This is a genomic window from Hymenobacter psychrotolerans DSM 18569 (assembly GCF_900142395.1).
Taxonomy (GTDB): Bacteria; Bacteroidota; Bacteroidia; order Cytophagales; family Hymenobacteraceae; genus Hymenobacter; species Hymenobacter psychrotolerans.
On record NZ_FRAS01000034.1, the window covers coordinates 1 to 26,345 of the forward strand.

Below are 26,345 nucleotides of genomic sequence, written 5' to 3' on the forward strand. Positions count from 1 at the left end.
CCAGCCACGCCCGGCGCAGCCTGGACTCGCTGCTGTAGCTTCCGAAATTATGCAAGCAAAAAGGCCAACGGTGTAAAAACCGGGCGGGTAGGCCGGGCGTTTATAATGCTCACCATCAGACCCCACCGACCGTGTGCATGAACCGCTTATTCCGTTTGCCTATTTTGTCCCTGCTTGTGCTGGTTTCCCTGTTTTCGGCCTGCAAAATGGACCACGACAAGGACGACATGAAGCACGACACTCCGCTGATGAAAATCATGATGGACATGATGACGCAGATGGACGCGCAGGCCAAGACCCAGGACCCCGACCACGACTTTGCGGCGCAGATGGTGCTGCACCACGACGCGGCCATCAAGATGAGCGAGGAAGAGCTGCGCGCGGGCAGCAACCAGGAGATGAAAACCATCGCCCAGGACGTCATTACCAAGCAGCGCGCCGAAATCACGCAATTCAACACGTTCCTGAGCGGGCACCAGCCCACGCAGCCGCTGGTGCCGCAGTTCAACCAAATTCAGAAAACCAACATGGACCGCATGATGGCCGCGAGCAACGCGCGCACCATGACCATGCGCACCGACGTGGACTACGCCCAGATGATGATTGACCACCACCAGGCGGCCATCGACAACTCGGAAGCGCTGCTCCAGCACGGCCGCAACGCCACGATGCGCCAACTGGCGCAGGCCATCATCACCGACCAGCGCCAGGAAATTGGCGTCTTGCAGAACTGGCTCACCCGCAACCGCTAGTTGGTGGCGTAGCCCCGAAAAAAGGCAGCTCTTGCGGGGCTGCCTTTTTGCATTCAGGAAAGTGGATGGCCGAGCGGACTCTCCAGCGGCCTTTTCCCTAGAGATGCTCACCCTGGCCGGCCCCGTGGCAACAACGCCTCCTATGCTTCCACCGCCTGTCTCACGCTTCATTTTATTCCTTTGCCTCGCTGCCGGTCCGGTTCTAACCGGGTGCCGCTCCTCTGCCATAGCCCCAAGGTTTCGCCCTGCTCCTGGGTACCGCCACCCGCGGCCGGCCCAGCGCGTTGACACGGCGACGGTCGTCACGGCCCCGGCGCCCCCCACCACCTCGCCGCGGATAGGGAAAAAAGCGCGACTTCCCGTTACGACCCCGCGGGGCCAGGCACCCGGGGAGAAAGAGGAGCCAGCGGGCAAATTGGGCCAGAGGAATGCCCAAGCCACGCCTGGTGATACCGTGCGCCGCCAAACCCCGCCGAAGGTTCCGCGTGGGCTGCGTCGGCAATTCCCAACCAAACTGTTCAGCGCCCAGACGCTGGTGCATTACATCCTGCACTTTCTTTTCCCGGCCGTGCTGGCGCTGGTGTTTTTCCCCGCGATGTGGCAGGCCGCCTACCTGATGATGTTGGCCACGATGCTTATGGACCTGGACCACCTGCTGGCCAAACCCATTTTCGACCCGCTGCGCTGCAGTGTGGGGTATCATCCGCTGCACTCTTTTTACGCCTTCCCGGCGTATGCGCTGCTGCTGTTGCTGCCGGCATTGCAACCGGTCGCCGTGGGCTTGCTTTTCCACCTGTTCACCGATACGGTGGACTGCCTGTGGAACTTCAGCCACTGCAACGAGTGCTACCTCAGCTCCCGGATTTACGCCTTGCGCAACTGGGTGAAGAAGCTACTGGGGCGTAAGGTTGCTGAGTGAATAGGCACGGGAGAAGATTAAATTGAAGGACGATTTCAATAGGCCTGCTTTTTCCTCGCACGGGGAACAACATACTGGAAGTAGATGAGCCCCGTCGAACCCGGCAGTACGCCTTACGCCGCTCGTATCCCTAAGCAGCAGAACGTTTAGTTCTCGCTTTTTACCTTAACTCTGCTCCCTATGGAAATGCACGCTACCCCTTGGGCACCGGACTGGGTACTCTGGCTCTGGTTTGGCCTGACGCTGCTCTCGGTGCTCTCGGTGCTCTACGTGGCCTGGGACCTGTTTACCCGCACCCCGGAGATGAAGGTCATGAAGTGGGGCTGGGTGCTGGTCACTCTTTACACCGGCCCGGTGGGACTGCTTATCTACTGGTTTTCCTGTCGCGAGCCTTCGCCTAGCACTCACGAGACCTTTATAGCGCCGCTGTGGAAGCAGGCCGTCGGCTCGACGATTCACTGCGCGGCGGGTGATGCGATGGGCATCATCGTGGCTACCGCCATACAACAACTGTGAAGCAAAGCGGAACAGCTGCGGTAGGTTTACCCACTTGGTCCAGCACCCACTATGTCCCGCTGAGGCCCCCATTCCCAGCTAATTCTCGTATCTCGCATTATGGAAAAGGCCCCGTATTTCTCCGAAACCGAGCGTACCCCGCAGCAGCGCCGCGAAAGCGTAAAATGGGCCGTGGGGGTAGCCATAAGCCAGGGCGGCGGGGCCTCGCCCGAGCTGGTCGCTCTTCATAACCGCTACATAGCGGGTGAAATCGACCTGGCTACTATCCGGGCCGAGGTGACGCGCCTTTATCCGCAGCAGCCGAGTTCGGACCCCACGCCGACCCGATGGCGCCCAAATCTGAATGCTGAGCCGAGCCGACCTTACCTATCCATCGACGCGCCCCAGGTAGCAGAACTGGTTTAGCTTAATCGGCCCAACCTCCCAGGTTGGGCTTTTTTCTTGCCTATGAATCCCGACCCGGCCCCCAGCCCCTCGACTTTGCCGACCCGGCTACGCGCTTGCTGTACAATTTGCTAAGCGCGAAGAATCAAGACCACCTCGACCGCATTTAGCACGACGTTTCCATCACGCGCTTCCACGAGCTGCGCCACCCCGGGAGTGCCGCACCTTCCCCAGGTGCCGATGCCGGCGCGGGAAATGGCGGCGCGACACGGTCGGTGTTGCGGCCTGCGGGCTGCGTAACCTGCGCGTGCGAAGTCCGCTCCGGGTGTATCCCGCGCCCGTCCCCGCGAAAATCTTCATGTCTTCCAAATAAGCTTTACTACAACCTTCCAGAACGGCTAATGCTTCGCAGCAATTGATTCTGCAGCAGTTGGTCTCGATATGCCCCTTCAACTGCTTGCCGGGCAGGCCCAGGCTTACCTGCTTCCTGAATCAGGCGGTCGGCTTCCTGCCGCAGCTGTAGGGCTTTTACCATGTTGTCGTTGGCCTGCCCCATGGCTCGTAGGCGCTCGGCTTCCGTCATAGAGTACCGGCCGGGATTCTTGAGCGTGGCCATCAACTCGACACTCTGGGCTGTCATCTCATCGGCAATCTTCTGGTAGTTAAAGGCCGTCTCGACGTTCTTTTTCTTGAGTACTTCCTCATAGGCATAGGCTGACGCAAACGCTTCCTGCCGCATGTTTTTGTAGTCGCGGTAGGTAAACGACTGCGCCCCGTTACGGCCGATATCCAGACCCGAGAAAGCCTGGTACACCGTTTCCACGTCCTGCTCCGTGCGGCCCTGCAGTGCCTGGCGCAGCCGGCGGGCTTTGTTCACGGGCGGCATGTAGTCGGGCTGGGAACTGGTGTTCATGGCCATGGCCCGCCCGAACAGCTCCAGGGGGTTGGCGTAGCGCAAATCCTTCACCGATTCTACTTTGCGCAGGTCGGCCTGAATCTGGCGCTGCAGCTCCAGGCCCTCGTAAGTAAGCTCCTTGACCTGGCCGGTGATGTCGCGGGTAACGCCGGCAATTTGCCTGGCGTCCTTGATGACCTGATAGTTCTTGATAGTTTCGGTCCACTGCTTGAGCTGTTTAGCAAACTGGCCGATGTGTATGCCCATGTGCGGAGGGTCGTTGACGACCATCTGAGCCGAGGCGAAGTAGGAGGTGGTGCCGGCCAGAGCGGCTAACACCACGACAAACAATCCCTTTTTCATGGCTTAAGAGCTAAAATGAGGTTTAGTTGTTGGCCGTCGGAGCGCTGGCATCAGTCGCACCCGTGGTGATGAGCACGGGGTAGCCATCGGGCAGCCGCACGTCGCGCAGCTTCTGACGGGGTGTTGACGCCCGGCCCACCATCGCGGCCGCGACCCGGCCCCCTACTCCCACTACCGAATTGGCAGCCGAGGCCGAGCGGTCGATGGCCAGGCCTACTTCCTGGGAGCCGATGGCGCGGGCATCGTTAAGCGGGTTGTCGCCGGCGGGCAGGGGCTGGCGCTTCTGCGGGTCAATCATGAGCCCGGGCAGGTAGTGGTAATCGTAGATGTCGGCCGCTACGCGCGTAGGGCCCAGCCGGCTGATGCGAATGGCCACGTGGTTGGTTTCCACGCTGGCCACGCCGGCAAACACCAAGTTTTTAGGGAAGGTTTGTCCGCTGATAACGGCATCCTCGACAAGGCGCAACAGTACCACCGAGCCCGTCCGAATCTTTTGTTCACCGTTGATAACGGCCTTATAGAAAATGTCCGGCAGCAGCTGCGCCTGGTTATCGGAAGCATAGCGGAAGGAGCCGGCTTTAATGGTGCCGAAGGCATCGTATCCCGAAGCATTACTTGCTGCAGCAGTAGCCGCCCCGCCGGCCCGCAAGGCAGCTCGCCGGTCAAAGTAGCGTCGTCCCGTCATCTGCTCATACGAAGCACGGGAGGCAGCAGGGGCCGCGTCGAGCATGTCCAGTACATCGTCGTTTTGCTCATAGGGTACCCCGTCGGGTGCCGTGCGGGGCCGGGCCCCGGCCCGCAAACGCCGACGCGGGTCAGCACTGGCGCTGCTAGCCCGGTAGCTGGCTTGCACCACTGGTATGCGCACGGCCCGGTAGGCCCCGGTTTGCGCATCGACGGCCGTTACTTCCGTGGAATCCGGCGGAGGCAGCGCGGCCCGGTTGGCCGCCGCGCGTGCCTGCCGCTCGGCAGTTGCCAAGGTCGTGCGACGCCGCAGGGCCGCCTGACCCACGGTGTCCACGGCCATGCCGCCGGCCAGCTGGTCGGGGGAGGGAACCGGGCCCAGCGTCTGCACGCCCGCTTGTCGGGCAGCGGCCTGCTTTTGCTCCAGCACGTCCGTGGGAGCCGGGGCCGCTTCGGGCGTCGCTGGGGCAATGCTGGGCTCCAGGTTTTGCGAAGTCGCCGCCACGGGGCTAACCTGCTGCGCTACTTCCTTGGAAAGCGAGCGGGCGTAGAAAAACAGCGTTACCGCGGTCAGTAGGCCAATGCCCACCAGCAGCGGGAGCCAGTGCCGGCGGGCCAGCTCGCCCATGGAGGCACGGGGTGGCGAAGCAGGTGCGGTATTATTACCCGAAGCGGGCTGTGAGGAGTCAGTAGTGGTATCGCCAGCTGGATACACTGGCTGCATGTTATGCTCGGACATGGGAAGGACTGATTAAATGGCGGCAGCCGTGTTAATGACTTTGCTGGGCACTTTCAGCACCAGCACCCGGGCCCCGAACTTCTCGCGGAGCGTGATTTCCAAATGGCCCCGGTCAGTGGCCGCGTACAGCGGCACGGCATAGAGGAGGTAGCCCGTTTCCCGGGCCGGAATGGTCTGGCTTTCGGCCCCGCCGGCCGGCGCGAGGGGCCGGCGAGCTTCGTTCTTTTTCTTACCCAGAAACTTCTTGCGCGAGTTTTCCACCAGCTCGAAGTCGGTGAAGTCCACGGCGTAGTCGATGGAGGTAGTGTTGCGCAGCTTTAGCCGCAGGTAGGTGAAGTCTTTGTCGTTGCGCACATTGGCTAGCGAGAGCACCAGGTCGTTCTCGGCCGTGCGCAGCCCGCCGGTGTCGGCGTGCTTGGCCGTGGCCAGCTTACTCAGGCGAGTTTCAGCCAGCTCCCGCTTTTCCTGCCCTTGGTTCAGGGCCAGCGCGTCACTGAGCCCGGCGCCGTTGCGGGCCGAGTTGCCGGCGCTCGCGCCCAGGGCGCCGCCGTCCTGAAAGTCGTAGAGCTGCAGCACCGGCCGGCCAGTGTAAACCAGGTGCCCCATCCAGTAGCGCGAGCCGTAGCGCACCAGGATGGGCGTGGGGGGAGGGTTGCGGCGCTTGGCCCGCACGAACACGGCGTTGCTCTCAATCTTGACCAGGTAGTGCGGGGCCTGGCCGACATCGACCAGCGACACCGGACCGGGAAACACCAGGTAGGTGGTCGAGCTGTCGGAAACGGCTATTTCCAGCTGCATCCTGGGCGCCAGGTTGGCCGGATGAGGAGCCTGCCCCATGGGGGACCGGGCGGCAATGGCCGGACCGGACTGGGCGTGCAGCGCGCCGGGCAGGAGGGCTAAAAGCGCGCAGGTAAGAAAAGGAGAAGGAAAACGCATAAGGTGGGATAGGAAGTAGGTTACTGAGCGGGCTGGGTGGCCGGGGCAGGTGCAGTCGGGGCCGGTTGGGTCAGGGGTACGCCGGCGGCTTCGGCTTCTTCGCGCAGCTTGCGCTGGCGGGCCTGCTCCTGGTCGCGCAGCTGGTCTTTTTCCTGCTGCGTGATGGGCGGGTTGTAGGCGATAAAGTCGAAATCGGTGATGAGCAGCCCAAAAGGGTTGGCGTCGGAGCGGTCGGTTTCGACGAGGGCGAACTTGGCCCCCAGGGGCTTGCTCTGGCTCTGTTGGTCGCCGATGAACACCGTCTGCTTGATGTAGGCGCGGCCGGTGATTGGCCGGTGGTTCATGTCCAGGTGAATGCTGTCCACGGTCACGGCCTGGCGGGCGCCGTAGCGGATGTAGTTCTGCAGCACCTGGCCGCGCTGGAAGCTCTCGAACAGAAAACGGCCGCCGCGCTCCTCAATCAGGGGCAGGCCCGCGTCGAGGTTGTGCTTGAAGCTGTACTGGTCGTGGCCGAACATGGTTAGCAGAAACGTGCGGACCAGGTTGCGGGCCTCAAAGGAGGTGTACCCCGTGCCGCGTCCCATCTGGGCCGAGAAGGAGCCGGTGTCACTTACCACGTACACGCGCTGGCCGGTGGATTCGTAGGCGCGGTAGAGCAGCGCCCCGGAGGCGACGGTCACCACCCCCAGCAAGGCCAGGGCGGACAGCGCCATGGTGCGCATGGTGATGAAAGTTTTGTTCAGGTCTTGGACGGAGTTCATGAGTAAGGCGAAGAGGTTGATGGATAGAAGAGCTGAGCCGCCCGGGACTTTCTGCCCCACGGCCCAGCTTACAGCGGCAGGTACACCATTTTGCGCGCATCAGGTGGCCCCAGGGGATTCTGGTAGGGATACAGCACCAATTGGGGCGGCTGCCCGGCGGCCGGGGACGTGGCGTAGGCATAAGCCACCCCGCGCACGGTCACTTCCCGCCACGGCCTCATGATGATGGAAGCATCACTGGCTTGACCCGGAAGGCTTACGTCCGGCTCGTGGAGCGTGAAGCCGGCCAGGGTATCGGAGGACCACGGGCCATTCAGCGCCATCTCAGTGGGTATCTTCTTCCTGGGTGCGTAGCCCACGGGGTGCCATCTCAGCACTGCCTCAAAGGGCAGGCGGTACCCGGGAGCTACCGGCGGATAATTGCCTTTGATGGGGCGCCACAGGATGGGTAACAGCAGGATAGCGGGCTCCGGTACACCCGCCGCTTTAACCGAAATCAGCTCCAGGTAGCCATCCCGGGGCAGGAGCTGTTCCACAGCCGGTCGCAAATCAACCGGCTTATTAGCCGCTAATCGGGGTGGTTTGGTAGTGGCAAGTTTCCAGGCGGCGGCCCGGGCCTTGGCCTCGGGAGAATTGGCGGCGGCTTGCGCTGCCTGCTCCAGGGCATCGGCCGTTTTCTCGCTCTCAGTCTGGCATGCCTCAAGCAGCAAGCCCGCGCTCAGCAAGGTGAAAAGAAGCTGTTTCATCGTAGTAAGGGATTAGCGCCGTCGGCGGGTGGGGGCGCCCGAATCGCCGGCGGACATGGTAGGAAGGTCGGCCGAGGCGGAGCCCGTCGGGGTGCTGCTGGCGGCTCCGCCTGGGCTGCTGCCGCCCTTATCAGGGCCAAAGCCCAATTGGCGGCCCAGCGCCCCGCTGGCCCCGCCGCCGTAGGCCCCGGGAAAGGCTACGCCGCTCACGGCGCCGGCCGCGCCGGCCACCGCTCCGCTGAACATGCCCACGAAGCCCTGCACCGCCGAGGAGCCGATGAGAAAGCTGGTCAGCCAGGGCACCATGCAGTAGAGAATGACAAAGCCAATGGAGTTGATGAGGTAGGTTAAATCATTGGCGTAGTCACCCGGCGTCATGCCGGTGGGCATGAGAATGTTACCCGTCGCCGGGCGGGTGTCGGCGTAGTTGGCGTAGATGGTGTCGAGCAGCGAGTAGGTCAGCGACCAGAACTGCACGGCCATGAAATTCTGCAGCCACTGCTTGCCCAGCTGCGCGAAGGGCGGCAGCGCCGAGAGGCAAATGGCAATGGGCCCGCTCACGTAGAGAAAGGCCACGATGTACTGGCGCACCATGACCAGCACCTGCCGGATGAGCACGACGGTGCTGGTCGTGAAGAGCTCGGTGAGCAGGTTGAGCAGGGAGAAGTTAGTAAGCTTGTCCCAGATGGAGGTAATGGTGCCAATCTGCTCATTGACAAAGCCGGCGGTGTTGGTGGCCGTATCGGGCGCGATGGAGGAGGCGCCCGCCGGATTAGTCAGGCTTTGCAGGGCCTCGGCAATGAAGCCCGGCTGGGCCGGCGCCACCAGGCTGGCAAATGCCCCGATGGCCCCGCCAATCAAGTCCATGAAGTCCCGGTAGAAGAACAGGATGAAGTACACGAACAGGGCCTTGAGCAGGGGCGAGAAGTCCATGCGCAGCTGCCCGCCCTGCAGGTAGCCGCGGCCCACGGTGTAGAGCAGCGCCACCGAGAGAAACGGTGGAATCAGGTAGAGCTGGCAGGCCTGCAGCACCTTGCGTAGGGCGCCGTCGGCGGCCGTGATAAAGTCGGTGTCCAGGTCCATGCCGACGAGCAGAAATAGGGGCCCGCTCATGCCGGCAGCGCCCCCTTGCGCTTCTGCTTTTCTTCCACGAACTGGTCGACGGCAAAGTCAAGCCGCTGCTCAACAACGGTGGTATAAGTGGGCCGGCCGTCGGCGTCGCGCACCAGGTTGCCCAGCGCGTCGCGCACTTCCACGGGCCGCTGGCGCTGGTAGTGGCGAACGAGCTGGTTGAGGTAGTTGCGCTCAGCCGGCCGCGAGGTGAGCACGGCATCAAGCTGAGGCGAGGCCTCCAGCGCGTACACCTTAGCCTGGGCGCCTTGCTTGATGAAGAACTCCCGGAACGAGTCGGTGGAGCGCACCGAGCGAATCAGGTCCATCTCGTGCCCAGTCAAACCCAGCGGCGCCTGCAGGCGAACCAGCGAAGCCTCGTTGGAGTGGCGCAGGATGATTTTGGTGCTGGAGTTGTCAATCAGGGTGTAGCCGATGGGCGAGTCGATGATTTCCTGAATGCCCTGGGTGATGATGGTGATGCTGCCATTGGTTTTGCGGATGGTGCGGTACATCGAGACGATGAACTCTTCCAGCACGCCCGAGAGCAGCGCCCAGGCTTCGTCGAGGGCGATGTACTTCACGGCGTCGGGAAACTGCCGGAACAAGTCCAGGCTCAGCTCGGTGATGAGCATGGCCACCACCGGGTAAAGCGTGGGGTCAGTCTTCACGCGGGCCAGGTCAAAGCAGATAAGCGGGTACTGGCTCAACTGGGCCTCCCGGGTGGAGTTGAGCACCTTGGCGTAGCGCCCGCCGGTCACGAATTCGCCGAGCACGAGGAAGAACTCGTGCATGTCGATGTACTTCATGTCGGTCTGGTACTGGGCCCGCTGCAGGGCCAGCACCGCCGTGCTTTCGTCGCTGGCTTCGCCCTCCCCGGCCGTGGGCGTTTCCGCCTTCATCCAGCGGTCAAAGCGCTGCACGTACTTATAAAAACTTTCCATTCCCGGAAATTCCTCGTCCGACTGGCCCAGCCGCTCGTGCTGGTTTAAGTCGTGGAAGTAGCCGGTCAGAAAGCGCGAGAGGATGGTGCGCTCGCTCTTGCTCAGAGCGCGGTCCTTGCCGCCCTTCCACAGGGCCGCCAGTAGGGCCAGGTGGAAGTTGAGCTTCTCGTCGGAGTAGTGCCAGGGCCCGTTCTCTCCCTCGCGCGGCAGCAGGAAGGGGTTGAACTCAATTGGGTTTTGCGGGTCGTACTCGAAGTAGGTGTTCTCGAAGTTCGGCCCCATCAAACTCTGGAACACGTTGCGGTAGGTGCCCCCGATGTCGATGATAATCTGGCGGGCGCCGCGCTCGTAGCGCTGCACGATGAAGTTGCCGAAGGTGTAGCTCTTACCCGAGCCCGAGGGGCCGATGACCAGGGCGTTCTGGTTGTCGAGGTCGGTATTGAACAGATTTACCTTGACCAGGTTACGGAACCGGTCGCACAGATACTCGCCCGTGGGCTCCGGCCGGTAGGTGGTGGTCCAGTGGAAGTAGCAGGCGGCCCGGTCAGCCGACGTGGTCAGCCAGCGGTCTGGTACCTGGTAGGCGTTGCCGGGCGCCAGGCCAAAGAACAGCGGCAAGGTCAGGTAGCTTTCCACCACGGCCTCGGCCCCGAAGATGGCGCGGAAAGCGGCCGTAGTCTTTTCCACGTGCTCGCGCCGGGCCTGGTCGTCCACGTCCCAGAGCAGCACCGACAGGTGCAGGCCCACGACCTGCTTGCTGCCCGAGCGCACCTCGGCCGTGAACTCGTCAATCTCCGCCGCCCGCAGGTGGTTGTCCTGCGTGGCCAGGAAGGAAAGCGAGTTGTTGATTTTCTTGTCGTTGTCCAGGCTCTTGAGCTCGGAACGCGAGTCCTGAATCAGCATTGCCTGGGTGAGCACGTGCGGGCAGGAGAGAAACGCGGTGAGCGGGTAGAGCATGGGCGAGGTGACCCCGTAGCCGTTGCGCACGGCGGGGTGAGCCTCCGAGCCCTGCCCGACCAGCGAGACGATGCTTACCCGGTTTTCGCCCACGGTGAAGGCGCCCGGCACGTTGCTGATTTCGCGGGTCAGGCCAGTGGGCTGCCGGTCGAACTCCAGGTTGAAGTACTGGGTGAAGACCTGCGGCAGCTGGGTCTGATTCAACCGGCGGTAGTCCAGGCCCCCGAGGCCGCGCAGGCTTTGCAGCAGCTCGGTGGCGATGCGCTCGGCGGTGTCCAGGGTTTGCACAACGCCGGCAAACGGGTTCTTGGCCAGCTTCTCGCCGGCGCGGTTCACCAGCGTGCTCAGCGCATTCGGCCGCACCAGCTTGGTTTCGTCCGAGGGAGCGAAAGAGATGAACAGGTAAGCGCGGTGGAACAGCACCAGCCGCTCGGCGAAGTGCGCGTTCATCTTGCCCTCGAAGTAGCCGGCGCGGTTTTCGCCGCCGATGCTCTGGTAGGGCCGGTCATAGTACACGTCGGTTTTCTGCACCACCGTGCCCACGGGCAGGGTGCGCAGGGCGCCGAGGAGGGCCGACTGCAGATTGGCAAACTCTTCGGCCTGCCAGCTCTCCATTTCGGGGCATTCGAGCACGAAGCCGACGCCCACGCGGCCATCCCGGAAGATGACCTTGTCGTCCTGGTAGGCGTAGGCCGGATGCAGGTCCGCAAAATCTGCGGTCCGGTCCGGGGCCTTAGTGGTGGGAATGTTCATGCGGGGTGGGAAGGGCAGCAGAGCCGGCCGCGGCCTGCCCGGACCGGGGACGGCCCAGGGCGATGCGGCGCGGCTGCCGCCGGTGGAAGGATAGCCAGCTGAGCAGAAAGCCCGGGGGCCGGTGCTTGGCCAGGTAGCGCAGGCCGTAAAGCAGCACGACGAGGGTGACCAGAATCAGCAGGTAGAGAAAGCGAGGCACCGTTGCCACCAGGCCGGCGACGCCGATGGCGAGGACGGCGGCCAGGAAGAGGCCCACGACCAGTCCGAGGTCCGGCAGGTTCATGCCCAGCACCTGGGCCGGGCGCTCGATGCTTTTGAAGGAACGCATGGGAAGACGGGCTTAGGGCGTGACCCCACCTTCGCCGCCACCCATGGCGCTGGCCAGGTCTTCCTTGAAGTAGTTGAAGCCAAACCAGAGAATGACCCCGCCCATGAGCCAGCCCAGGGCCCCGAGCGCATCCGGAGCGCCGCTGATAAACTTCTGCACAACGCGCACCAAGCCGATGGCCAGCACGATGATGAAGAGCACCTGCACGATGCTGATGACGATGGTCTGCACGCTGCGCAGGGCACCCACGGCCCGGCCGCCGGCGCCGCTTTGCCCAAATACCAGGGTCGGGGAAGTGGCCAGGAGCAGGGCCATGGCCAAGCGTTCGGCACGGGAAGGTTGGTAGGTGTGGCCAGCGGCCAGCAGGCGCAGTCCGCCGGCCGCCGCTTGTGCTGCGCCCTGGTGCAGGCGCGTGAGCAAGGGAGTTTGCATGGAAAAGGAAATAGGTGAATGGAAGGGAAAAGGATGAAAGGGAATGGTTGGACTTCAGACCGTAGCCGGGGCGGCGCGGCGATTATCAAGGGCTTCGTTCATCAGGGCGCGCATTTTGGCGCGACGCTCGGCGGCGGTGAGCTCCACGCCCCGGTTGTGCTCATCGGTGGCCGTATGCGCGGGCGCGGTGAGGTAGTTGTGCCGGGCACCCTCGGGTAAGCGGCCGGCTTCCGGCGTGGCTTCCTCCGCCCCGCTTGGGGCCGGGGCCTGCGGAGCTTTTTCAGCGGCGGTTTCAGCGGTGGGCTCTACGGCCTCAGCTGGGCTCTCCGGGGCTACATCCTCTTTCTCTGTGGCTACATCCTCTTCGGAAGATGGTCCGGCAGCCGGTGGCGCTACCAGGGGCGCCGGATGAAAGTCGGCCAGCCGGTAGTGCCGGGTGCGCAGCGAAGGGTGGTTGCCTTCGAGGGGCGGCGGAACCACGGCGGCCCCGGCGCTGGCTGGCATGGCGAAGCGCCACCAGAGTACCCCCAGGGCCGCCATGAGCAGGAAGAGCAGCAACCACAGCATCGATTTCAAGCAGCAAGTCGAAGTTTTTTATGAGCAATTGCGGCAACTATACGGAGCACTTCCGTATAAGTTCTGCTTTAGGAGAAGTTTTGAAGCAGCTATGCCGAAGCTTTGGAGCTATACCCTGTTCCGATTCGGCATGGTTAAGTGCCCGCAGCAGCGGGGGTAGTGCAGACGGCCGGACGGTTTGTTACCTTGCGCGCCCTCCAATTGCTGCTGCATGACCACCTCTATTCCCACTCCCCCGGCTGCCACCCCAGTAGAGCCGGTAAATGCGGGCTTTCCCGACCCCGCGCTCATTGTTTCCTATGCCACCGTTCTGCGCTATATCCGCCACCGCCTCAACGCCATGCTGCACGGGCAGCTCAAGCCCTGGGCCCAGCAGCACAAGTTCAACTACGCCCGGCTGATTGAAATCAAAAAGCTGGAGGAGGAAACCCAGGCAGTGCTATTGCAGCGCCTGATGACCCACTTCCAGTTTCCCACCGAGCTGCTGCGCATCATCGTGCACCAGTCGCGCCGCCACTTTTTTATGTTCACCTCGGCCGAAAACGTGGCCCGCTTCAAAGCCGAGCTTAACCTTTTCGACAACCCTCCCTTCGACGCCCCGGCGTCAGCTGCCACTACCACTTCATCCCCTAACTAGCGGAAAGGCCCTGGAGCCGGACCGCTCCACGTTGCTCTTTTCCCTATGCCTGCTTCCGTTGCTTCCCGCCGTCCGGCGAAACCTGCGACTACCCCGGCCGCCCTGGGCCCCCAGCTGCCTGACCCGGCCCTGGCCATTGATTACGACGAGGCGCGGCGCTACGTGCAGCTGCGGCTGCGCAGCCTGCCTCATGGGGGACTGCGGGCCACCTGCACCGCTTTTGGCTTTCCCTACACCACCAGCGTGGGCCTGAAAACCGGCAGCCTGCAGCGCGAAGAGTACCGTCTCGTGCAAAAGCACCTGCGCGTCTTTGGCTTCGAGACCGAACTGGTGCGCCTGTACGTGGGCGGCCAGCTCTGCGAGCACTACCTCTTTGCCGATGCCGCCCTGCTGGCCACCTTGCGCGAGCAGCTGGCCGCCCACGAGGAGCTGGTCAGCTAGCTGCTCCTCCCCTACTGCTTTCTGGCCTGTCTTCTGGCACTTATTCCCGCCCCGGCTTCCGGCGGCGCGGCTGGTTTGTACCCCTTCCTTTCCTCTTCTATGCCCGCAACCCCTCCCCCGCGCGACAACGACCCGCAGGAGCTTGACCGCTTCAAGCAATCCATTGACCTGGTGGACTATGCCACCCGCCGCCACGGCTACGACGTGAAAAAGGCCGGACCCCGCGGCCACTGGCACCAGCTGGAAAAGGACGGCGAGATGCTCATCGTCTCCCGCAAGGGCGACCACCAGGTGTACCTGAACCCCGGCGATGACCGGGACTCCGGCTCCATCATCGACTTCGTGAAAACCCGCGAAAACCAGACGCTGGGCCAAGTGCGCCAAACCTTGCGCCAATACCTGGGCGAGCCTGAGCAAGGCTGGCAAGGGGCCACTTCTCCCCCACTGCCCCCTCCTGCCGCCTACGCGCCCAAGCCCACCGAACCAACCGAGATGGAAACGGAGGCGGAGCGCCGGGCCCGCCTCGTCGCGGCCGTGATGGGCACCCACGCCGCCCTGACGGACCGCAGCTACCTGCACCACCGCCACCTCACGGATGAGACCATCGACAGCCCGGCCTTTCAGGGGCGGGTGTTCACCAGCCAGCAGGGCAATTTCCGCAACACGGCCTTTCCCCTCTACAACGAGCACGGCATTGCCACCGTCGAGCAGCGCAACGATGACTACAAGCACTTGCTGCAGCTGCCCAAAACCGGGGTGTGGGTGTCGCATCCCACCGAGGGCAAGGACACCCCTGTGCAGCGCTTAGTGGTATCAGAAAGCCCCGTGGACGCCATGAGCTACCATCAGCTGCACCACCGCGGCGCGGAAGGCCAGCCCAACACGCTTTACGTGGCTACCAGCGGCACCGTCACCGAGCGGCAGGTGGAGCTGATTCAAAAGCTCATCGACAAGCAGGAGCCGAAGGAAGTGGTGCTGGCCAACGACAACGACCCGGCCGGCCGGCGCTTCAACATCAATTACCTTAACGAGCTGCAGGTACCGCGCCGGGCCCGCGAAGTATCCGATGGCCAGGTGGCCTACGACGAGGCTCCCCGCCCGGTGGAGTGGCACGCCACGGCCGCCGGCAAGTACCACACCGCTCTGCGCGTAGAGTTTCACCACGCCACCCGCGCCGAGGGCACTGAGCACCTGAGTCAGCTCACTGCGCAGGTGCAGAGGCTAAGGCCGGCGGCTGATGAAGCCGTGGCGCTGGAAGTGCAGCGGGCCACCCGGCAGGAAACCGTCGTGCGCCTGGTTGTGCCCAATGCCGACAGCCAAGCCCTCGAGGAGCTGGCCCGTACCCTGCACGCTCAGCGCGAAATGCAGCGGGGGCAGCTGGAGCACGGACCTCTGGAGCCCGGCCGGCAGCCCGAGAACTTCATTCGCATGGAGTACGCCATCAGCAAGGACTTCAACCGTGACCTGGAGCTGCTGAGCCAGGGCCTCACCCGCGAGCAGGTTGCCCAGCAGGCCCGCGCCGACGAGTTGGCTAAGGAGCAGCAGCGCCAGGAAAAAGCCCGTCAGGAACAGGAGCAGCGCCAGCAAGCCCAGCAGCGCGAAGCCGAGCGTGAGCAGGCGACCAACTCCCAGGAGGCCCAGCGCCGGGAGGCTGAACAGCAGCGCCAGGCTGCTACGCTCGTGGTAGCCGCGGCCACGGGCGACTCCGCCCTGCAACGGGCCGTGCAGCTAACCGTAACCGAGCCCACCCCAGCGGATGAGGCTACTCCCAGCCAGGCCCGGCAAATGCGTGAGCTGCTGCGCAAGGCTGGTGCTGACGTGGAGCTTCGCGCCGAGACGGACCCCACCAGTGGCCAGCTGCGCAGTGAGCTTGACGTACGCTACCAGCCCCATGCCACCCCCGGCGGCCTGCGCCAGCTCAGCCAGACACTCGATGCACTCGATAAATCGCCGTTGGTTACGCTCAGCGAGCCCGCGGATGAGCAGGCCGAGCGCCGCCAACTGGCCGCCACACCACCGGAGCAATCGGTTACGAAAACGGCCATCATTCGCATCGACGAGCCCGAACCCCGGGCCGGCGCTACGGGCCACGCGGAAGCCGTGGCAGAGCAGCTGCGCGAAGGAGGCCTGAACACCGGCTCGCTGCGCAGCGCCACCGACCCGGCCACGCACCAGCGCCACAGCGAGATTGAGGTCAGCTACCGGCTCGACCAACCCAATCTGGCGCGCGTCAGCGCCACGCTCGACGATGTGGCCCGCCAGCCCGGTGCCCAGGTGCACGAACCCGCGGCTGACCGGGCCGAGCGCCACCGTCTGGCTCCTAGCGGAGTTAATGCCAGCACCCTAGGTGAACGGACGGCTGGTCCCGAGCGGTAAGCGCAATCAGAATATTGGGCTCACGGCCCAGAAATGTGCGCTGATTCTTTAGTTTTGCAGGAATAGCAAGCTGCCCACCATGCTGGCGAAAACAGGTTATTCTACTCCTTATGCTCCGTTTGGCCTGCCGCTAGCAGCCCAGACCCTAGCACCCGCCGCCTTGCGGCCGCTGCCCATATCCGAGCGCCCCGCCCTGTTTGTGGGTCCGCATCGAGGCTAATCCAACTTCTGGTTACTGTCCCACCGCAGCGCTGCGGCTGCCCGCGGCTTGCTTATAGCCGGCGGATGGGCCTGTTTTTTCCGGCCCCCGCTGTGGCGGGCGGGTCGGAAGCCTCTTTGTATTCCCTTCCACGCTATTATCCCCGTCATGATATCTACCGGTCACCGGCCTTTTTCTAGTTTTTGCCCCGCGATGAAAGGGCTGATTTTACAGCTCATCCGCGATGAGTACCAACCCCTGCTGCAACTACCTGTGAACCTCTGTGAAGAAGTCTGGGCCCGAGCCGTTACCAAGGCGGACCCCGTGCTTTTTTACCTCAATGATGGTGCACCCCTCATTCAGATTGGCGAGGCCTCCCGGCTGAGTCTACTCAAATGCCTCAAGCAGCAGTTAAGCCCCCAACAGTAGCTTGACTAGATTCCCAATGGAAGCGCCCGACTGTCCTGCAGTCGGGCGTTTTTGGTTGTGGCAAAAAAGCAGAAATGGAAACCGCCAATGCCCGGGGCAGTGGGGGAGAAATGTTTTGATGGGGTAAAATAAATGTCGTTTTAAGGTTGATTTTGTTGTCTTTATAGCAACAAAAAGCCTTCTATTTGCGTTTAACAAGTAAGGAAACGGTTTTAGAAACAGTCACTTAGCTCCTAGTTAGCGATGAAAAAGCAAGCCAGCCCCGCCGCCCAAACCACTACCCGCCCCGACGTGTACCAGATTGTTACCGACCGGGTAATTGCCGCGCTCGAAGCCGGTCAGATTGCCTGGCGCAAGCCCTGGCACGCGGCTTACGGCCGGCCCCGCAATTACGTCAGCGGCCGGGCCTATACCGGCATTAATGCCTTTCTGCTGCATCTGGTCGGCGGCACGCCATTCTTTCTCACGTTCCGGCAGGCGAAGGAATTGGGCGGCAACATCCGCAAAGGGGCCAAAGGCATGCCCGTGATTTACTACAACGTCACAACCCGCACCGACAAGCAAACCGGTGAGGAAGAGAAAACGCCCTTTATCAAATACTTCACGGTCTTTTCCGTGGACGACGTGGAAGGCGTCGACATCATCCTGCCCGAGCAGCCCCAGGACCGTGCCCACGAGCCCCTGGCCGCCGCGGAAGCCCTAGTAGCCGGTTGGGCGACCTGCCCCCGCATCGAGCACGGCGGCGCGCAAGCTTACTACGCCCCCGGTCCTGACTTTGTGCAAGTGCCCCGCCCGGAAACTTTCACCAGTGGCGAAGCCTACTACTCGACCCTGTTTCACGAATTGACCCACGCCACCGGCCACGCCAGCCGTTTAGACCGCCCCGACTTAGCCGAAGCATTGCGTCCGAGTGGCCGCGCCGGCTATGCCCGCGAGGAGCTGACCGCCGAGATGGGTGCCGCCTTTCTCTGTGGCCACGCGGGTTTGAATCCCAGCGCTACGCTCGAAAATACCGCCGCTTACCTTCAGTTTTGGCTGGAGCAGTTGCGCGGGGATAAGAAGCTGGTAGTGCAGGCCGCCAGCCGGGCTCAACGCGCCGCCGAGTTTATACTAGGCACCTCAGGCGGCGATGACAACGAGCCCAGCGGCCCGCAGCCGACGCCACCCAGCGGAAGCCCCGGGGCCGTGATGGTGGTCAACGAAGACGAAGAGGCACCGGCCGCTCCTGCCGTCGACGCCGGTGCTTTAGTGCCCCGTCCCGCTCTGCCGGGTTTGCCCCTGGTGGTATTGGGTCAGGAAACACTTCCCACGCTTACAACAGTGGTCGTTTCCACCCAGCGCATTGAACTTTCACGCCTGATGGAGCACCCCGCTTTCACCGACGAGCAGCGCAGCATCGCCACGGGTCGGATATTGGCGGAGGCAGACCCGGCCCGCCTGGGCTGCTGGCTGACCAATATTATGCGGCAGATAGCGGAGTGGGAAGAACGCACATTGGCCGATGAGGCGCGGCAAAATCCCCACTTCTTTGCTTCAGCACAGGCACCAGGTGAGTACATCTGACTACCCGGTTCTGCGCGGGGCCGGGGGCGGTGGGGTACTCGCCTGCCGCACTCTTTTTAATCATCTCAATTATCGCACATAATGCCAGCATCCCCTCCCCTACCCCCAAAGGAACCTGTTGAGAAAGCACTGCCGCGCCGGTTTACAGACCTGCTCCGGAACGGTCGCTTCACGTTTACCGAGCGGGAGTTAATGGAGCATCTTCGCATGACCTACCGCACCATCAAGCAGCGGGAGGCCGACCCATCGACGCTAACTATTGCCGAATTGCTACGGGTAGCAGAGCTACTTGATGAGCCAATAGATAAAGTAGTTGCTGTGGTAATCGCTGAAGTACAGAACAAAGGCTAACTATTGGCAGTGTTTTACTGCAATGCTATTTTTTTAACAAGTTCTTATTCAGTGCATGCAGAGCGCTATAGTTCCTTATTATTAGTTGTAACGTTGAATAAGGTGCTAAATGCGTCTGTGATTTGCTCAATGCTTGAGGCACAAGCCGCAAGCAACTGTTCACCTTGCCATACGAATGGGAGCTTGTTGTCTATGCCTACCAATGCCCACGCATCTTGAATTTTACTGCTAGCTAAATGTGCGTCTCCTAAACGTAGCTCATATGTTCCCACTAGAGGAGTTAGTAAGTTACGCGCATCAGTAGGGTCTAGCTTGGTTGCAAGTAGTTTCTCCAATGACTTAAGTGACCCGGGCGGTTTTTCTCCCTTTTGTATAGGCGGAAGCAGCTTTTGTATTGCCCCAACATCTAAACTATCAGCTGTAAGCCGGGCGACGTCCTTAGCTAAGGCCAATAGACTCGTATAGTCTGTAGCCCGAAAACGATGCGTTTTCGATAAAATGGCGTCGTAGTCGGTGTGAGTGCGAATTATACTGAAACCTAGACTTTGCTCGGTGACCTTTCTCAAATTAGCCAGTGAATTAGACAAGCGCTCTTCAGGGGCTTCGGTGTTAGCCGGCCTAGCTTCCATCTGTGCGGCTAAGAACTCATTTGAGACTCCACCGTCTGGGCTATTGCTGTAGCCAGCCCAAACCTTTTGCTGCCAATCAGGCAAATGAGCAATATCCTTTGCATACACATTGACAAGCCCAACACTATTAAGGCCAAAACGCAACTTTCTACCTGGTATTACACTAATCCATCCTGTTTCACGAGTATCCCATCCATATGTCGCTCCTCGACGGCTGGCTAGTTCATTTATAATGTTTGGTCGAAACCATAACCAACGAGACTCACCGGTGAGTGTAGATTTTGTCTCTTGAGTGCCACCTGTATCCGTTATAAAGAAGGCAGTGCCCGGAGTCGCATCCCTTCTAACTCGGGCACTCAATGCTGCAGGGTCAAGCCATTCAGTACGCCAAAGCTCACCTCGCACTAACATTACAAGCCGGCCACTTCCAGCTTTCATCATTCCGGAAGAAACAGCTACTTGGCCATCCCTGGGCAACCCGAAATTTGGCACATCTTCACCTTTATCGATATCTGTGCGGCCCACATGCATGACAGCGATGTCTTGTCCAAATGGTGAACCACTCTCGTGAATGGTTCGGATATCTCCTGTCCACTTCTGCTCAGTGGTTTCCTCTACAACATAGTCGCTAGGCCAGTCAAGGTAATTGGCATCTGGGGTTACAGATTCTCGGGATGAATAAGTGCTTGAAAGCAAGCCCATGCCTCTTGCTCTTAAATAATCACGTAGATGTTCAGCATGAATTACAAGCAAAGTGGGTTCGCCATTTGCTCTACGCTTTAGTGATGCCACTTCGAAATACGCTTCTCTTGGACATACCCATACATCCCCTTCGCGCTTTAACCCCAACGCTATAACTAAGTCTTGATGTAGATGCCATTCATCAATTTCAGGAGGCGTCATCGCTTGCCTTAATACCAACCTAGTGCCAATAGGCTCGTCTCCCCATCCATCTTGTACGTCAGCTGGAGTGTAATCCCCATCGGTGCATCGAGGTTCCTGGCCATTATCATTTAGATAAGACCAGTCTAATTGCAAGGCCTCTGCTTTGCTTTCTAACGAAACAGCAACAGTTTCACAGCCAAAGTATTCTTCTTTGAAACCGACATGATAGTGTTCTCCTTCCCGATGTAGCTCTTGGGCAGCCGCTAACGGAACCCACACTTTTGTCAATAGGCTCCTACGGCGTAAATCTGCCATTTCAAACCACTCCTGGGAGCACTCCATATCAAATCAAAAAGAATTCTTGAAAGAGAAAATCTTATCCTTCAAAGCTGTTTAATAGCCCTTACCCTATTTCCCCTTAGCTGGCGGACCGTGCTGCAAATAGTAATTGACCGCTTCATCCACCAGTTCTTTAAGGTACACCCGGCGGCTATGCAGCATGAGTTCTTCATGGATATAAGCCAGCGCTGCCCGCTGCGTTTCTCCTTCCAGGCGAATAAGTGACGGCTGAAGGCCTGAAGGTGCCGCTTCAGCAGCAGTCGGCTCGGCTTTAGGCGGGCGCCCTCTCCCCCGCTTTGGGGACGGTGCAGGAGTTGCTGCCGTTGGCTTGGCTATCACCACTGGTGCTAAAGCGGGTACTACAGGCACTGGAGCTGAAGCCACAGCAACGGGTGGGGTGACAGCTACAGGTTCTGGTGCATTTACCGGTATGGGCTCAGGAACTGCAGCAAGTGGCGCGGACTCTGCGGCCGCGGGTGCGGCCGGCATGTGGCCAGGCTGACCACGCAGCATGGACATCTTCTCGTCCGTGGAGATTTTCAGGCGTTGAATCTTGGCCATTACGATACGAGTTCAGAAGTGAGTTGGGCACGGGCAATCAGTTCGTCGCACAGGGCGCGGACTTCGGCTTCCACGGATGCATCTGCCCCCACCGCCCGACGATAGGCCGGGTTGAGGTAGCTGTAGCGGGTGGACAAGCGCTTGTAGCAACCGAGTTGACGCAACGAGGCCTGCAGGCGCGGCAGACCCAGCGCATCGGTGAACTCGTCCATGTCCTTTTCCTCTTTCAGGTTGGTGCGGTGCGAGTGCACGCCGAAGAACTGGAAGTCCAGTCCCTGCTCCCGCGAGAGCCGGGAGATTTCCTGCAGCAGCTGCATGAAGGAGATGGTGGCCAGACGCTCGGCGTCGGAGGCACCCACGGGCACGAGTACCACGTTGGCGCCGCTGAGCACGTCAATCATGGCCGTGTCGTCCGAGCGGCCGGGCACGTCGATGAAAACCACGTCGTAGTCGTCGCCGACCTCGTCGAGTCGGTCATATACCTGGCCCATGCCCACGGATTCCAGCGTGTAGGGGAAAGCGGGCTCCGAGAGCGTACCGGCGAGGCGCTCCTGCTCCACGCTGGGCTGGTCGTTGGTGAGGCGCACCCCGGCCAGGGTTTGCTGGGAGTCGGCATCGACCACTAGCACCCGGTAGCCATAGTCGGCCGAGAGCGCGCCGGCCAACACGGTGATGAGGGTACTCTTACCAATGCCGCCCTTCTGGTTGGCAACGCAGATGATTTTCATAAAGCAGGGGAACTAACGGGTAAAGCCGCAGCGGGCATAAGCAAGTTGCAAATAAAGCAGCTTGTTTCTCAATTTTCAAAGTTACTTGTAAACTTGTTTTTTTGTTTCCTAGAAAATAAAATTACAAATTGACAAGTAAACAAAATTCTTTATTTCCTTGATTCCTTATTTTCAAATTGCCAAAAAATATAGTTTACAAACTTCTCAGTAAACATTAATCAAAAGCTCTTAAGAAACTTATTTCCTAAAATACTGAGAAACAAAGTGCCATACGGGGCGTAATGTCCCCAGGATGCAGGATTACTAGCTTTCCTGATTTACTTGTTTCTTAAGAAATAAAATATGCTTTCTGCGACTGTCCAATTGCCTCCAGGAAGCACTGAGCCGGGTTTAGCTGCCCAGCAGACCAGAAAGAATTGGTCATGGGCAGTAGAGCTAAGGGATTACCCTACAAACTCACGTGAACCAAAGGTGACAGCTTCCCTGGGTCGCAAGGCGGACAGCACCTATGTAAAATGCCTGCCACCGGCTTGCTAATGCCCTATTAGGGTAGTTAGCAAGAAGACTACCCTTTAATTGCGCTAACGCGCTGATTAAAGGGTAGTTATTTATCAACAGAGTTAATAAATGTTAATCTTGGGAGATATAGCACTAAAAACCAGTCAGTAAGAATTAAAAACAGTATGCACGACCACGAACAGCAATCCTCACCGCAAGTGTCCAGCGGCCCGGCGGTGAAGCACGTCACGGTCAGCGGCCCGGCGCACCGGTTGGTAGGAGCGGAGTCAGCCCGACTGGGTTTGACCCGCACGGAATACGCCGACGCGGCCATTCGCTACTTCGCCGAGAGGAGCTTGAACCCCGTGGAAGCGCAGGCCCGGGAAGGGCAGCTTATTATGGCGGAGGTGAAGCGGCTGGGCGACCGGGTATTTTCTTACCTGCAGGAGCAAGAGCGGGGCTTGCTGCTGGAAATGGTGCGTTCCCAGCTCCGTCAGCAGGCTGTGCAGGAGCAAACTCTCCGGGTGGTGGAGAATTTATTAGCTCCGGAAGGTGGGGAAGCGTTGCATAAGATTCAGCGGAAAAACCAGGAGCGCATTGCTGAAGCTACGGCTGCCGGCCTGGCTGCTTTGGATATAAAGGCGCTGAATAAAGGACGCAAAGGCGGGAATTAATGCCATGCACGCGAAGCTAATTAAGCCAAAAAGCAATGGCAAGAATGCCTATAATAACCAAGGCAGCGCGGCGCAAGCCTTGAATTACCTGACCCACGAGGCCCGGAAGGATGGCCGCGAAGCCCGCTTTTTTGATGGCCAGCGTGACGCGCTGGACCGCGATTCGGTGCTGGCGGCTCTGGACCACAACGTGAAAGGGCTAAGGGCTAACGAAGCCAAGTTTTACTCCCTGGTGCTTAGTCCCAGCCCGGAAGAGCTGGCGCACATCGGGGGCGGTGACGAGGCGAAGCTGCGGGCCTTTACCCGGGAAGTTATGGCGGCCTACGCGGCGGGCTTCCGCCTGAAAGACGGTGGGGCAGTGGGGAAAGATGACCTGGTATGGGGTGCCATCATTCACCACGAGCGCAGCCACCGTGGCACGGACCCGGCGGTGAAGGAGGGAGAGGCTAAGACGGGGCAGCCGCGTCCTGGCCTGCAAGCCCACATCCACGTGGTGGTTTCAGCTCGCGACAGGGCCCAGCGCGTCACACTCAACCCCGGAGGGCGCGTCAGCCGGTTCAGTCTGCGTGACTGGCAGGAGGAGTCTCGGCAGGTATTTGAGCGGCAATTTCAGTATCAGGGGCCCATTCCCAAACAGCGAAAGGCCCCTGCCATTTCCGCGCCCGACCCGAAACGTAACGCACGGATAGCGCAGCGCGTCGACCAATTGAACCGGCAGGCCGAACCGAGCCAGCGCCTGGATGCGGAGCGGGTGCAGCGCATTGCGCAGGGGAGGGGCTATGACCCCATTTTCTACGACCGGCTGCGACGGCTGGAAGGCCGCGCCCGACAGGGGCAGCCCCTTGACAACGCCTATCACCTACTGGCCACGGGCCGCGAGGAGCCGGCTAGCCCGAATACCGGGCACCAGGTACGACAGGCCCTGCATAGCCTGCAGCAGACGCTACGCGCCACCGCCGGGCCTGAGCGCGTGGCCACCCAGGACATTGGGGAGCAGCCCCGACGTGGGCGTCAGCAGTGGGAAGCCGAGCTCTAATTCTAAACCGTGTACAATTAAACCAACCCTTCTATGAGCATGATGAGTGCCCCCCGGCAGCCGAGTGGCCACCGCCTGACCGGTCTGTATATCGCCCTTGCCTTTCTGCTGATGTTGCTAGTCGGCGGCGAGTATTACCTGCTGTCCCACCCCTTGTTTTTTGCCGAGGCGGTAACCCCGGCTGCCCCGCAATCCGGATTGGGCGCTTCTATTACCTCCCGCCTGCTCCGGGGCATGGCCACGTTTTACCAGCGCTTTGGCCTGCTCATTCGGGCCGGTATTCTCTTAGGAGCAGGCCTGCTGGCCGTGCTGCTCAAAGCCCCACCCGCTCGGCCCGGGCAGCAGCGCCGGCAGCCCACGCAGCTGGAGCTGCGGCGCATCCAGCTGGGAGCTGCGGCTTTGGTCCTGCTAAGTGGGGCCCTGCTGCTGCCCATAGCCACGTTTTCGGCCGGCACAGTGGCCTGGCTGTACCCCACGGCAGCCTTGCTGGCTTTGGGCGCTGGCTTGGCTGCTGGCATAGCGCGAGCCCTGCATAAAACGGAGCGGTTTGGGCTGCGCACCGAGCGCCGGCAGCAGGCTTCTGAGCACGGCTTTAGCCTGGCCACGACGGATGGGGGCTGGATTAACATTCCCAATCCTTTCCGGGGTACGCTCGTCCTGGGCGGCGCCGGGGCCGGCAAGTCGTACTCGATTGGCGAGCCCCTGATTGAGCAGTTCACTGAGAAGGGGTTTGCCGGCCTCATCTACGACTTTAAGTTTCCGGTGCTGGCCGAAGCCGCACAGAAAGCCTTTGTGCTGGCCGACGCCAAAGCCGCGGCGGCAGGGGAGGAGCGAGCTGCAGTGCAGCTGCACATCATCAACTTTAAAGACCTGGAGCGCAGCGAGCGGGTAAACCCGCTGCGGGCCGACAAGATGCCGGTGGTGGCCTATGCCAACGAGTACGCCCGCGCCATCATGGCCAACCTGAACCCGGAGAGCATCAAAAAGATGGACTTCTTCGACACCAGCGCCAATGCTTTTCTGACGGCTATCATCTGGTTTTACAAGAAGAACTTCCCCACGTTCTGCACCCTGCCCCACGTAGTGAACACGGCCCTATACCCGGACTTTACCCACGTGCTGAGCATGCTCGACACCGACCCGGAGTGCGGGGACATGGTGCGCTCCATCACCACGGCCGTCAAGCAGCGGGCCGAGAAGCAGGTGGCCGGCGTCATTGCCTCGCTGCAGATTGTGCTCACGCGCATCAACTCCCCGGAAATAGCCTGGGTGCTCACGCCCGACGAGGCGAGAGGGGAGGGGTTCAGCCTGGAGCTGAATGACAAGAAGGCTCCCAAGGTGCTGGTGGTGGGCAACGACCCTACGCTGAAAGAAACTTTCTCGCCGGTCATCAGCTGCATCGTGGCCGTGGCGCTGAAGCTCATGAATCAGCAGCACAAGCACCCGAGCTACGTGTTCCTCGACGAGGCGGCGACCATCTACGTGCCCAACCTGGAGGTGATACCAGCCACGGCTCGCAGTAACAAGGTGGCCATGATTTACATGACCCAGGATTTGAGCCAGATGATTGACGCCTACGGCCGCGACAAGATGCAGGTGATGGTGAGCAACCTCAACAACCAATTTTTCGGCAAGGTCAACTCGCTGGAAACGGCCAAGTTCGTCTCGGAGCTGGTGGGCAAGGAAGACCGCGAGATGGTATCGGCCAGCCTGGGCCGCAGCCAGAGCGGCGGCAACCGGGGCGCCGGCAGCAACGCCAGCCAGAGCGTGAGCTGGCAGGAGCGCAACCTGGTGCGCCTGCAGGATACCATCACGCTCGAAACCGGCGAGTTCATCGGGCAGACTGTGGAAACCGAACAGCCCTTTTTCCAGGGCAAGGTGGAGCGCCAGGCGGCGCCCGGCTCGTACCCGCTGCACCCGCTGGCCACCTTCGAGGGCGGCCCGTCGCCGGTGCTGGCCGAGGCCCCGGCAGGGGAGGGGCCGCCGCAGGATTGGCTTAGTCAGCGGCGCGCAGCTCGCCAAGCTGGTAGCAGCCCGATGACAGGCCCGGTTAATGCGCTACAAGCCGTAATACAAGCCAATTTTGAGCTCATTCGGGAAGACGTGGCCGGCATCGTGGGGCAATATGCCAACACGCTCAAACCGGGTCAGATGCCCGACAATGAGCCCATGCTTTAAGAGCTGCCCCGGGCACCATAATGCCG

At 61.0% G+C, this 26,345-nt stretch carries 25 protein-coding genes; 12 read left to right on the forward strand and 13 right to left on the reverse strand.

Going from position 1 to position 26,345, the window contains the following annotated elements; genetic code table 11:
• The first annotated feature begins 155 nt into the window (after positions 1 to 155).
• The 4 genes from BUE15_RS19445 to BUE15_RS19460 all read left to right on the forward strand — a co-directional run bounded on the left by BUE15_RS19445 (position 156) and on the right by BUE15_RS19460 (position 2,592).
• Positions 156 to 752 carry a DUF305 domain-containing protein gene (locus BUE15_RS19445; protein WP_170865321.1) on the forward strand — a complete coding sequence of 199 codons (597 nt, stop codon included), beginning with the start codon at positions 156 to 158 and terminating at the stop codon, positions 750 to 752.
• Between the two features lie 454 nt (positions 753 to 1,206).
• Entirely contained in the window at positions 1,207 to 1,671 is a 465-nt protein-coding gene (locus BUE15_RS19450; protein WP_211617693.1) for a DUF6122 family protein, read from the forward strand.
• Positions 1,672 to 1,851: 180 nt separating this feature from the next.
• Positions 1,852 to 2,187, forward strand: coding sequence for a DUF4396 domain-containing protein (locus BUE15_RS19455; RefSeq protein ID WP_244535988.1), 336 nt, complete (start codon positions 1,852 to 1,854; stop codon positions 2,185 to 2,187).
• A gap of 99 nt (positions 2,188 to 2,286) precedes the next feature.
• Positions 2,287 to 2,592: an antitoxin VbhA family protein gene (locus BUE15_RS19460; RefSeq protein ID WP_073288659.1), complete on the forward strand. Its 306-nt coding sequence runs from the start codon at positions 2,287 to 2,289 to the stop codon at positions 2,590 to 2,592.
• A 358-nt stretch (positions 2,593 to 2,950) separates the two neighbouring features.
• On the opposite strand, the gene BUE15_RS19465 is transcribed toward BUE15_RS19460, so the two are convergent.
• The 10 genes from BUE15_RS19465 to BUE15_RS19510 all read right to left on the reverse strand — a co-directional run bounded on the left by BUE15_RS19465 (position 2,951) and on the right by BUE15_RS19510 (position 12,786).
• The gene (locus BUE15_RS19465; RefSeq protein WP_073288661.1) at positions 2,951 to 3,829 is read right to left on the reverse strand and encodes a hypothetical protein; all 879 of its coding nucleotides are present in this window, start codon (positions 3,827 to 3,829) and stop codon (positions 2,951 to 2,953) included.
• 22 nt (positions 3,830 to 3,851) lie between these two features.
• Positions 3,852 to 5,252, reverse strand: coding sequence for a conjugative transposon protein TraM (traM, locus tag BUE15_RS19470; protein WP_084549203.1), 1,401 nt, complete (start codon positions 5,250 to 5,252; stop codon positions 3,852 to 3,854).
• 12 nt (positions 5,253 to 5,264) lie between these two features.
• Complete coding sequence (locus BUE15_RS19475) at positions 5,265 to 6,188, reverse strand: DUF4138 domain-containing protein (RefSeq protein WP_084549204.1); 924 nt, start codon at positions 6,186 to 6,188, stop codon at positions 5,265 to 5,267.
• Between the two features lie 20 nt (positions 6,189 to 6,208).
• Positions 6,209 to 6,949: a hypothetical protein gene (locus BUE15_RS19480; protein WP_073288666.1), complete on the reverse strand. Its 741-nt coding sequence runs from the start codon at positions 6,947 to 6,949 to the stop codon at positions 6,209 to 6,211.
• A gap of 68 nt (positions 6,950 to 7,017) precedes the next feature.
• Positions 7,018 to 7,695, reverse strand: a complete 678-nt coding sequence (locus tag BUE15_RS19485) for a hypothetical protein (RefSeq protein WP_073288668.1) — start codon at positions 7,693 to 7,695, stop codon at positions 7,018 to 7,020.
• A gap of 12 nt (positions 7,696 to 7,707) precedes the next feature.
• Positions 7,708 to 8,808, reverse strand: a complete 1,101-nt coding sequence (locus BUE15_RS19490) for a conjugal transfer protein TraG (protein WP_139252443.1) — start codon at positions 8,806 to 8,808, stop codon at positions 7,708 to 7,710.
• Positions 8,805 to 11,459: a VirB4 family type IV secretion system protein gene (locus BUE15_RS19495; protein ID WP_073288670.1), complete on the reverse strand. Its 2,655-nt coding sequence runs from the start codon at positions 11,457 to 11,459 to the stop codon at positions 8,805 to 8,807. The genes BUE15_RS19490 and BUE15_RS19495 overlap by 4 nt, the downstream gene beginning before the upstream one ends.
• Positions 11,440 to 11,787: a hypothetical protein gene (locus BUE15_RS19500; RefSeq protein ID WP_073288672.1), complete on the reverse strand. Its 348-nt coding sequence runs from the start codon at positions 11,785 to 11,787 to the stop codon at positions 11,440 to 11,442. Before BUE15_RS19500 ends, BUE15_RS19495 begins: the two co-directional genes overlap by 20 nt.
• A gap of 12 nt (positions 11,788 to 11,799) precedes the next feature.
• Entirely contained in the window at positions 11,800 to 12,219 is a 420-nt protein-coding gene (locus BUE15_RS19505; protein WP_073288674.1) for a hypothetical protein, read from the reverse strand.
• Between the two features lie 54 nt (positions 12,220 to 12,273).
• Entirely contained in the window at positions 12,274 to 12,786 is a 513-nt protein-coding gene (locus BUE15_RS19510) for a hypothetical protein (RefSeq protein WP_073288676.1), read from the reverse strand.
• A 220-nt stretch (positions 12,787 to 13,006) separates the two neighbouring features.
• Between BUE15_RS19510 and BUE15_RS19515 the strand changes: the two genes are divergently transcribed.
• From BUE15_RS19515 to BUE15_RS22115, 5 genes are all read left to right on the forward strand, one after another.
• On the forward strand, positions 13,007 to 13,432 hold the full coding sequence (locus tag BUE15_RS19515; RefSeq protein WP_073288678.1) for a hypothetical protein: 426 nt from the start codon (positions 13,007 to 13,009) through the stop codon (positions 13,430 to 13,432).
• Between the two features lie 45 nt (positions 13,433 to 13,477).
• Positions 13,478 to 13,873: a hypothetical protein gene (locus BUE15_RS19520; RefSeq protein WP_073288680.1), complete on the forward strand. Its 396-nt coding sequence runs from the start codon at positions 13,478 to 13,480 to the stop codon at positions 13,871 to 13,873.
• 99 nt (positions 13,874 to 13,972) lie between these two features.
• Positions 13,973 to 16,249, forward strand: a complete 2,277-nt coding sequence (locus BUE15_RS19525; protein ID WP_073288682.1) for a toprim domain-containing protein — start codon at positions 13,973 to 13,975, stop codon at positions 16,247 to 16,249.
• Between the two features lie 871 nt (positions 16,250 to 17,120).
• A complete protein-coding gene (locus tag BUE15_RS19535) occupies positions 17,121 to 18,440 on the forward strand; it encodes an ArdC family protein (RefSeq protein WP_073288686.1) in 1,320 nt (439 codons plus the stop codon).
• Between the two features lie 192 nt (positions 18,441 to 18,632).
• Positions 18,633 to 18,791 carry a hypothetical protein gene (locus tag BUE15_RS22115; RefSeq protein ID WP_170865322.1) on the forward strand — a complete coding sequence of 53 codons (159 nt, stop codon included), beginning with the start codon at positions 18,633 to 18,635 and terminating at the stop codon, positions 18,789 to 18,791.
• 65 nt (positions 18,792 to 18,856) lie between these two features.
• Here the strand turns inward: BUE15_RS22115 and BUE15_RS21795 are convergent, their stop codons facing one another.
• The 3 genes from BUE15_RS21795 to BUE15_RS19545 form a co-directional block, all read right to left on the reverse strand.
• Complete coding sequence (locus tag BUE15_RS21795) at positions 18,857 to 20,647, reverse strand: hypothetical protein (protein ID WP_139252444.1); 1,791 nt, start codon at positions 20,645 to 20,647, stop codon at positions 18,857 to 18,859.
• Between the two features lie 66 nt (positions 20,648 to 20,713).
• The gene (locus BUE15_RS21800; protein ID WP_139252445.1) at positions 20,714 to 21,205 is read right to left on the reverse strand and encodes a hypothetical protein; all 492 of its coding nucleotides are present in this window, start codon (positions 21,203 to 21,205) and stop codon (positions 20,714 to 20,716) included.
• Positions 21,205 to 21,933: a ParA family protein gene (locus BUE15_RS19545; RefSeq protein WP_073288689.1), complete on the reverse strand. Its 729-nt coding sequence runs from the start codon at positions 21,931 to 21,933 to the stop codon at positions 21,205 to 21,207. The genes BUE15_RS21800 and BUE15_RS19545 overlap by 1 nt, the downstream gene beginning before the upstream one ends.
• A 683-nt stretch (positions 21,934 to 22,616) precedes the next feature.
• Between BUE15_RS19545 and BUE15_RS19550 the strand changes: the two genes are divergently transcribed.
• From BUE15_RS19550 to BUE15_RS19560, 3 genes are read left to right on the forward strand one after another with little or no spacing between them, the layout of a single operon-like run.
• Entirely contained in the window at positions 22,617 to 23,105 is a 489-nt protein-coding gene (locus tag BUE15_RS19550; protein ID WP_139252446.1) for a hypothetical protein, read from the forward strand.
• A gap of 4 nt (positions 23,106 to 23,109) precedes the next feature.
• On the forward strand, positions 23,110 to 24,141 hold the full coding sequence (locus BUE15_RS19555) for a DUF5712 family protein (protein ID WP_073288693.1): 1,032 nt from the start codon (positions 23,110 to 23,112) through the stop codon (positions 24,139 to 24,141).
• A 39-nt stretch (positions 24,142 to 24,180) separates the two neighbouring features.
• Entirely contained in the window at positions 24,181 to 26,319 is a 2,139-nt protein-coding gene (locus BUE15_RS19560) for a type IV secretory system conjugative DNA transfer family protein (protein WP_170865323.1), read from the forward strand.
• Positions 26,320 to 26,345 lie beyond the last annotated feature (26 nt).

Excerpts from the sequence above, each read along its gene's own strand:
- BUE15_RS19520 (WP_073288680.1), top strand. The coding sequence starts at position 13,478 with ATGCCTGCTTCCGTTGCTTCCCGCCGTCCGGCGAAACCTGCGACTACC.
- BUE15_RS19485 (WP_073288668.1), bottom strand. The coding sequence starts at position 7,695 with ATGAAACAGCTTCTTTTCACCTTGCTGAGCGCGGGCTTGCTGCTTGAG.
- BUE15_RS19465 (WP_073288661.1), bottom strand. The coding sequence starts at position 3,829 with ATGAAAAAGGGATTGTTTGTCGTGGTGTTAGCCGCTCTGGCCGGCACC.
- BUE15_RS19545 (WP_073288689.1), bottom strand. The coding sequence starts at position 21,933 with ATGAAAATCATCTGCGTTGCCAACCAGAAGGGCGGCATTGGTAAGAGT.
- BUE15_RS19550 (WP_139252446.1), top strand. The coding sequence starts at position 22,617 with ATGCACGACCACGAACAGCAATCCTCACCGCAAGTGTCCAGCGGCCCG.
- BUE15_RS19490 (WP_139252443.1), bottom strand. The coding sequence starts at position 8,808 with ATGAGCGGGCCCCTATTTCTGCTCGTCGGCATGGACCTGGACACCGAC.
- BUE15_RS21800 (WP_139252445.1), bottom strand. The coding sequence starts at position 21,205 with ATGGCCAAGATTCAACGCCTGAAAATCTCCACGGACGAGAAGATGTCC.
- traM (WP_084549203.1), bottom strand. The coding sequence starts at position 5,252 with ATGTCCGAGCATAACATGCAGCCAGTGTATCCAGCTGGCGATACCACT.
- BUE15_RS19510 (WP_073288676.1), bottom strand. The coding sequence starts at position 12,786 with ATGCTGTGGTTGCTGCTCTTCCTGCTCATGGCGGCCCTGGGGGTACTC.
- BUE15_RS19455 (WP_244535988.1), top strand. The coding sequence starts at position 1,852 with ATGGAAATGCACGCTACCCCTTGGGCACCGGACTGGGTACTCTGGCTC.
- BUE15_RS19505 (WP_073288674.1), bottom strand. The coding sequence starts at position 12,219 with ATGCAAACTCCCTTGCTCACGCGCCTGCACCAGGGCGCAGCACAAGCG.
- BUE15_RS19525 (WP_073288682.1), top strand. The coding sequence starts at position 13,973 with ATGCCCGCAACCCCTCCCCCGCGCGACAACGACCCGCAGGAGCTTGAC.
- BUE15_RS19535 (WP_073288686.1), top strand. The coding sequence starts at position 17,121 with ATGAAAAAGCAAGCCAGCCCCGCCGCCCAAACCACTACCCGCCCCGAC.
- BUE15_RS19475 (WP_084549204.1), bottom strand. The coding sequence starts at position 6,188 with ATGCGTTTTCCTTCTCCTTTTCTTACCTGCGCGCTTTTAGCCCTCCTG.
- BUE15_RS19495 (WP_073288670.1), bottom strand. The coding sequence starts at position 11,459 with ATGAACATTCCCACCACTAAGGCCCCGGACCGGACCGCAGATTTTGCG.
- BUE15_RS19480 (WP_073288666.1), bottom strand. The coding sequence starts at position 6,949 with ATGAACTCCGTCCAAGACCTGAACAAAACTTTCATCACCATGCGCACC.
- BUE15_RS19460 (WP_073288659.1), top strand. The coding sequence starts at position 2,287 with ATGGAAAAGGCCCCGTATTTCTCCGAAACCGAGCGTACCCCGCAGCAG.
- BUE15_RS19500 (WP_073288672.1), bottom strand. The coding sequence starts at position 11,787 with ATGCGTTCCTTCAAAAGCATCGAGCGCCCGGCCCAGGTGCTGGGCATG.
- BUE15_RS19555 (WP_073288693.1), top strand. The coding sequence starts at position 23,110 with ATGCACGCGAAGCTAATTAAGCCAAAAAGCAATGGCAAGAATGCCTAT.
- BUE15_RS19515 (WP_073288678.1), top strand. The coding sequence starts at position 13,007 with ATGACCACCTCTATTCCCACTCCCCCGGCTGCCACCCCAGTAGAGCCG.
- BUE15_RS19560 (WP_170865323.1), top strand. The coding sequence starts at position 24,181 with ATGATGAGTGCCCCCCGGCAGCCGAGTGGCCACCGCCTGACCGGTCTG.
- BUE15_RS21795 (WP_139252444.1), bottom strand. The coding sequence starts at position 20,647 with ATGGAGTGCTCCCAGGAGTGGTTTGAAATGGCAGATTTACGCCGTAGG.
- BUE15_RS22115 (WP_170865322.1), top strand. The coding sequence starts at position 18,633 with ATGGAGCATCTTCGCATGACCTACCGCACCATCAAGCAGCGGGAGGCC.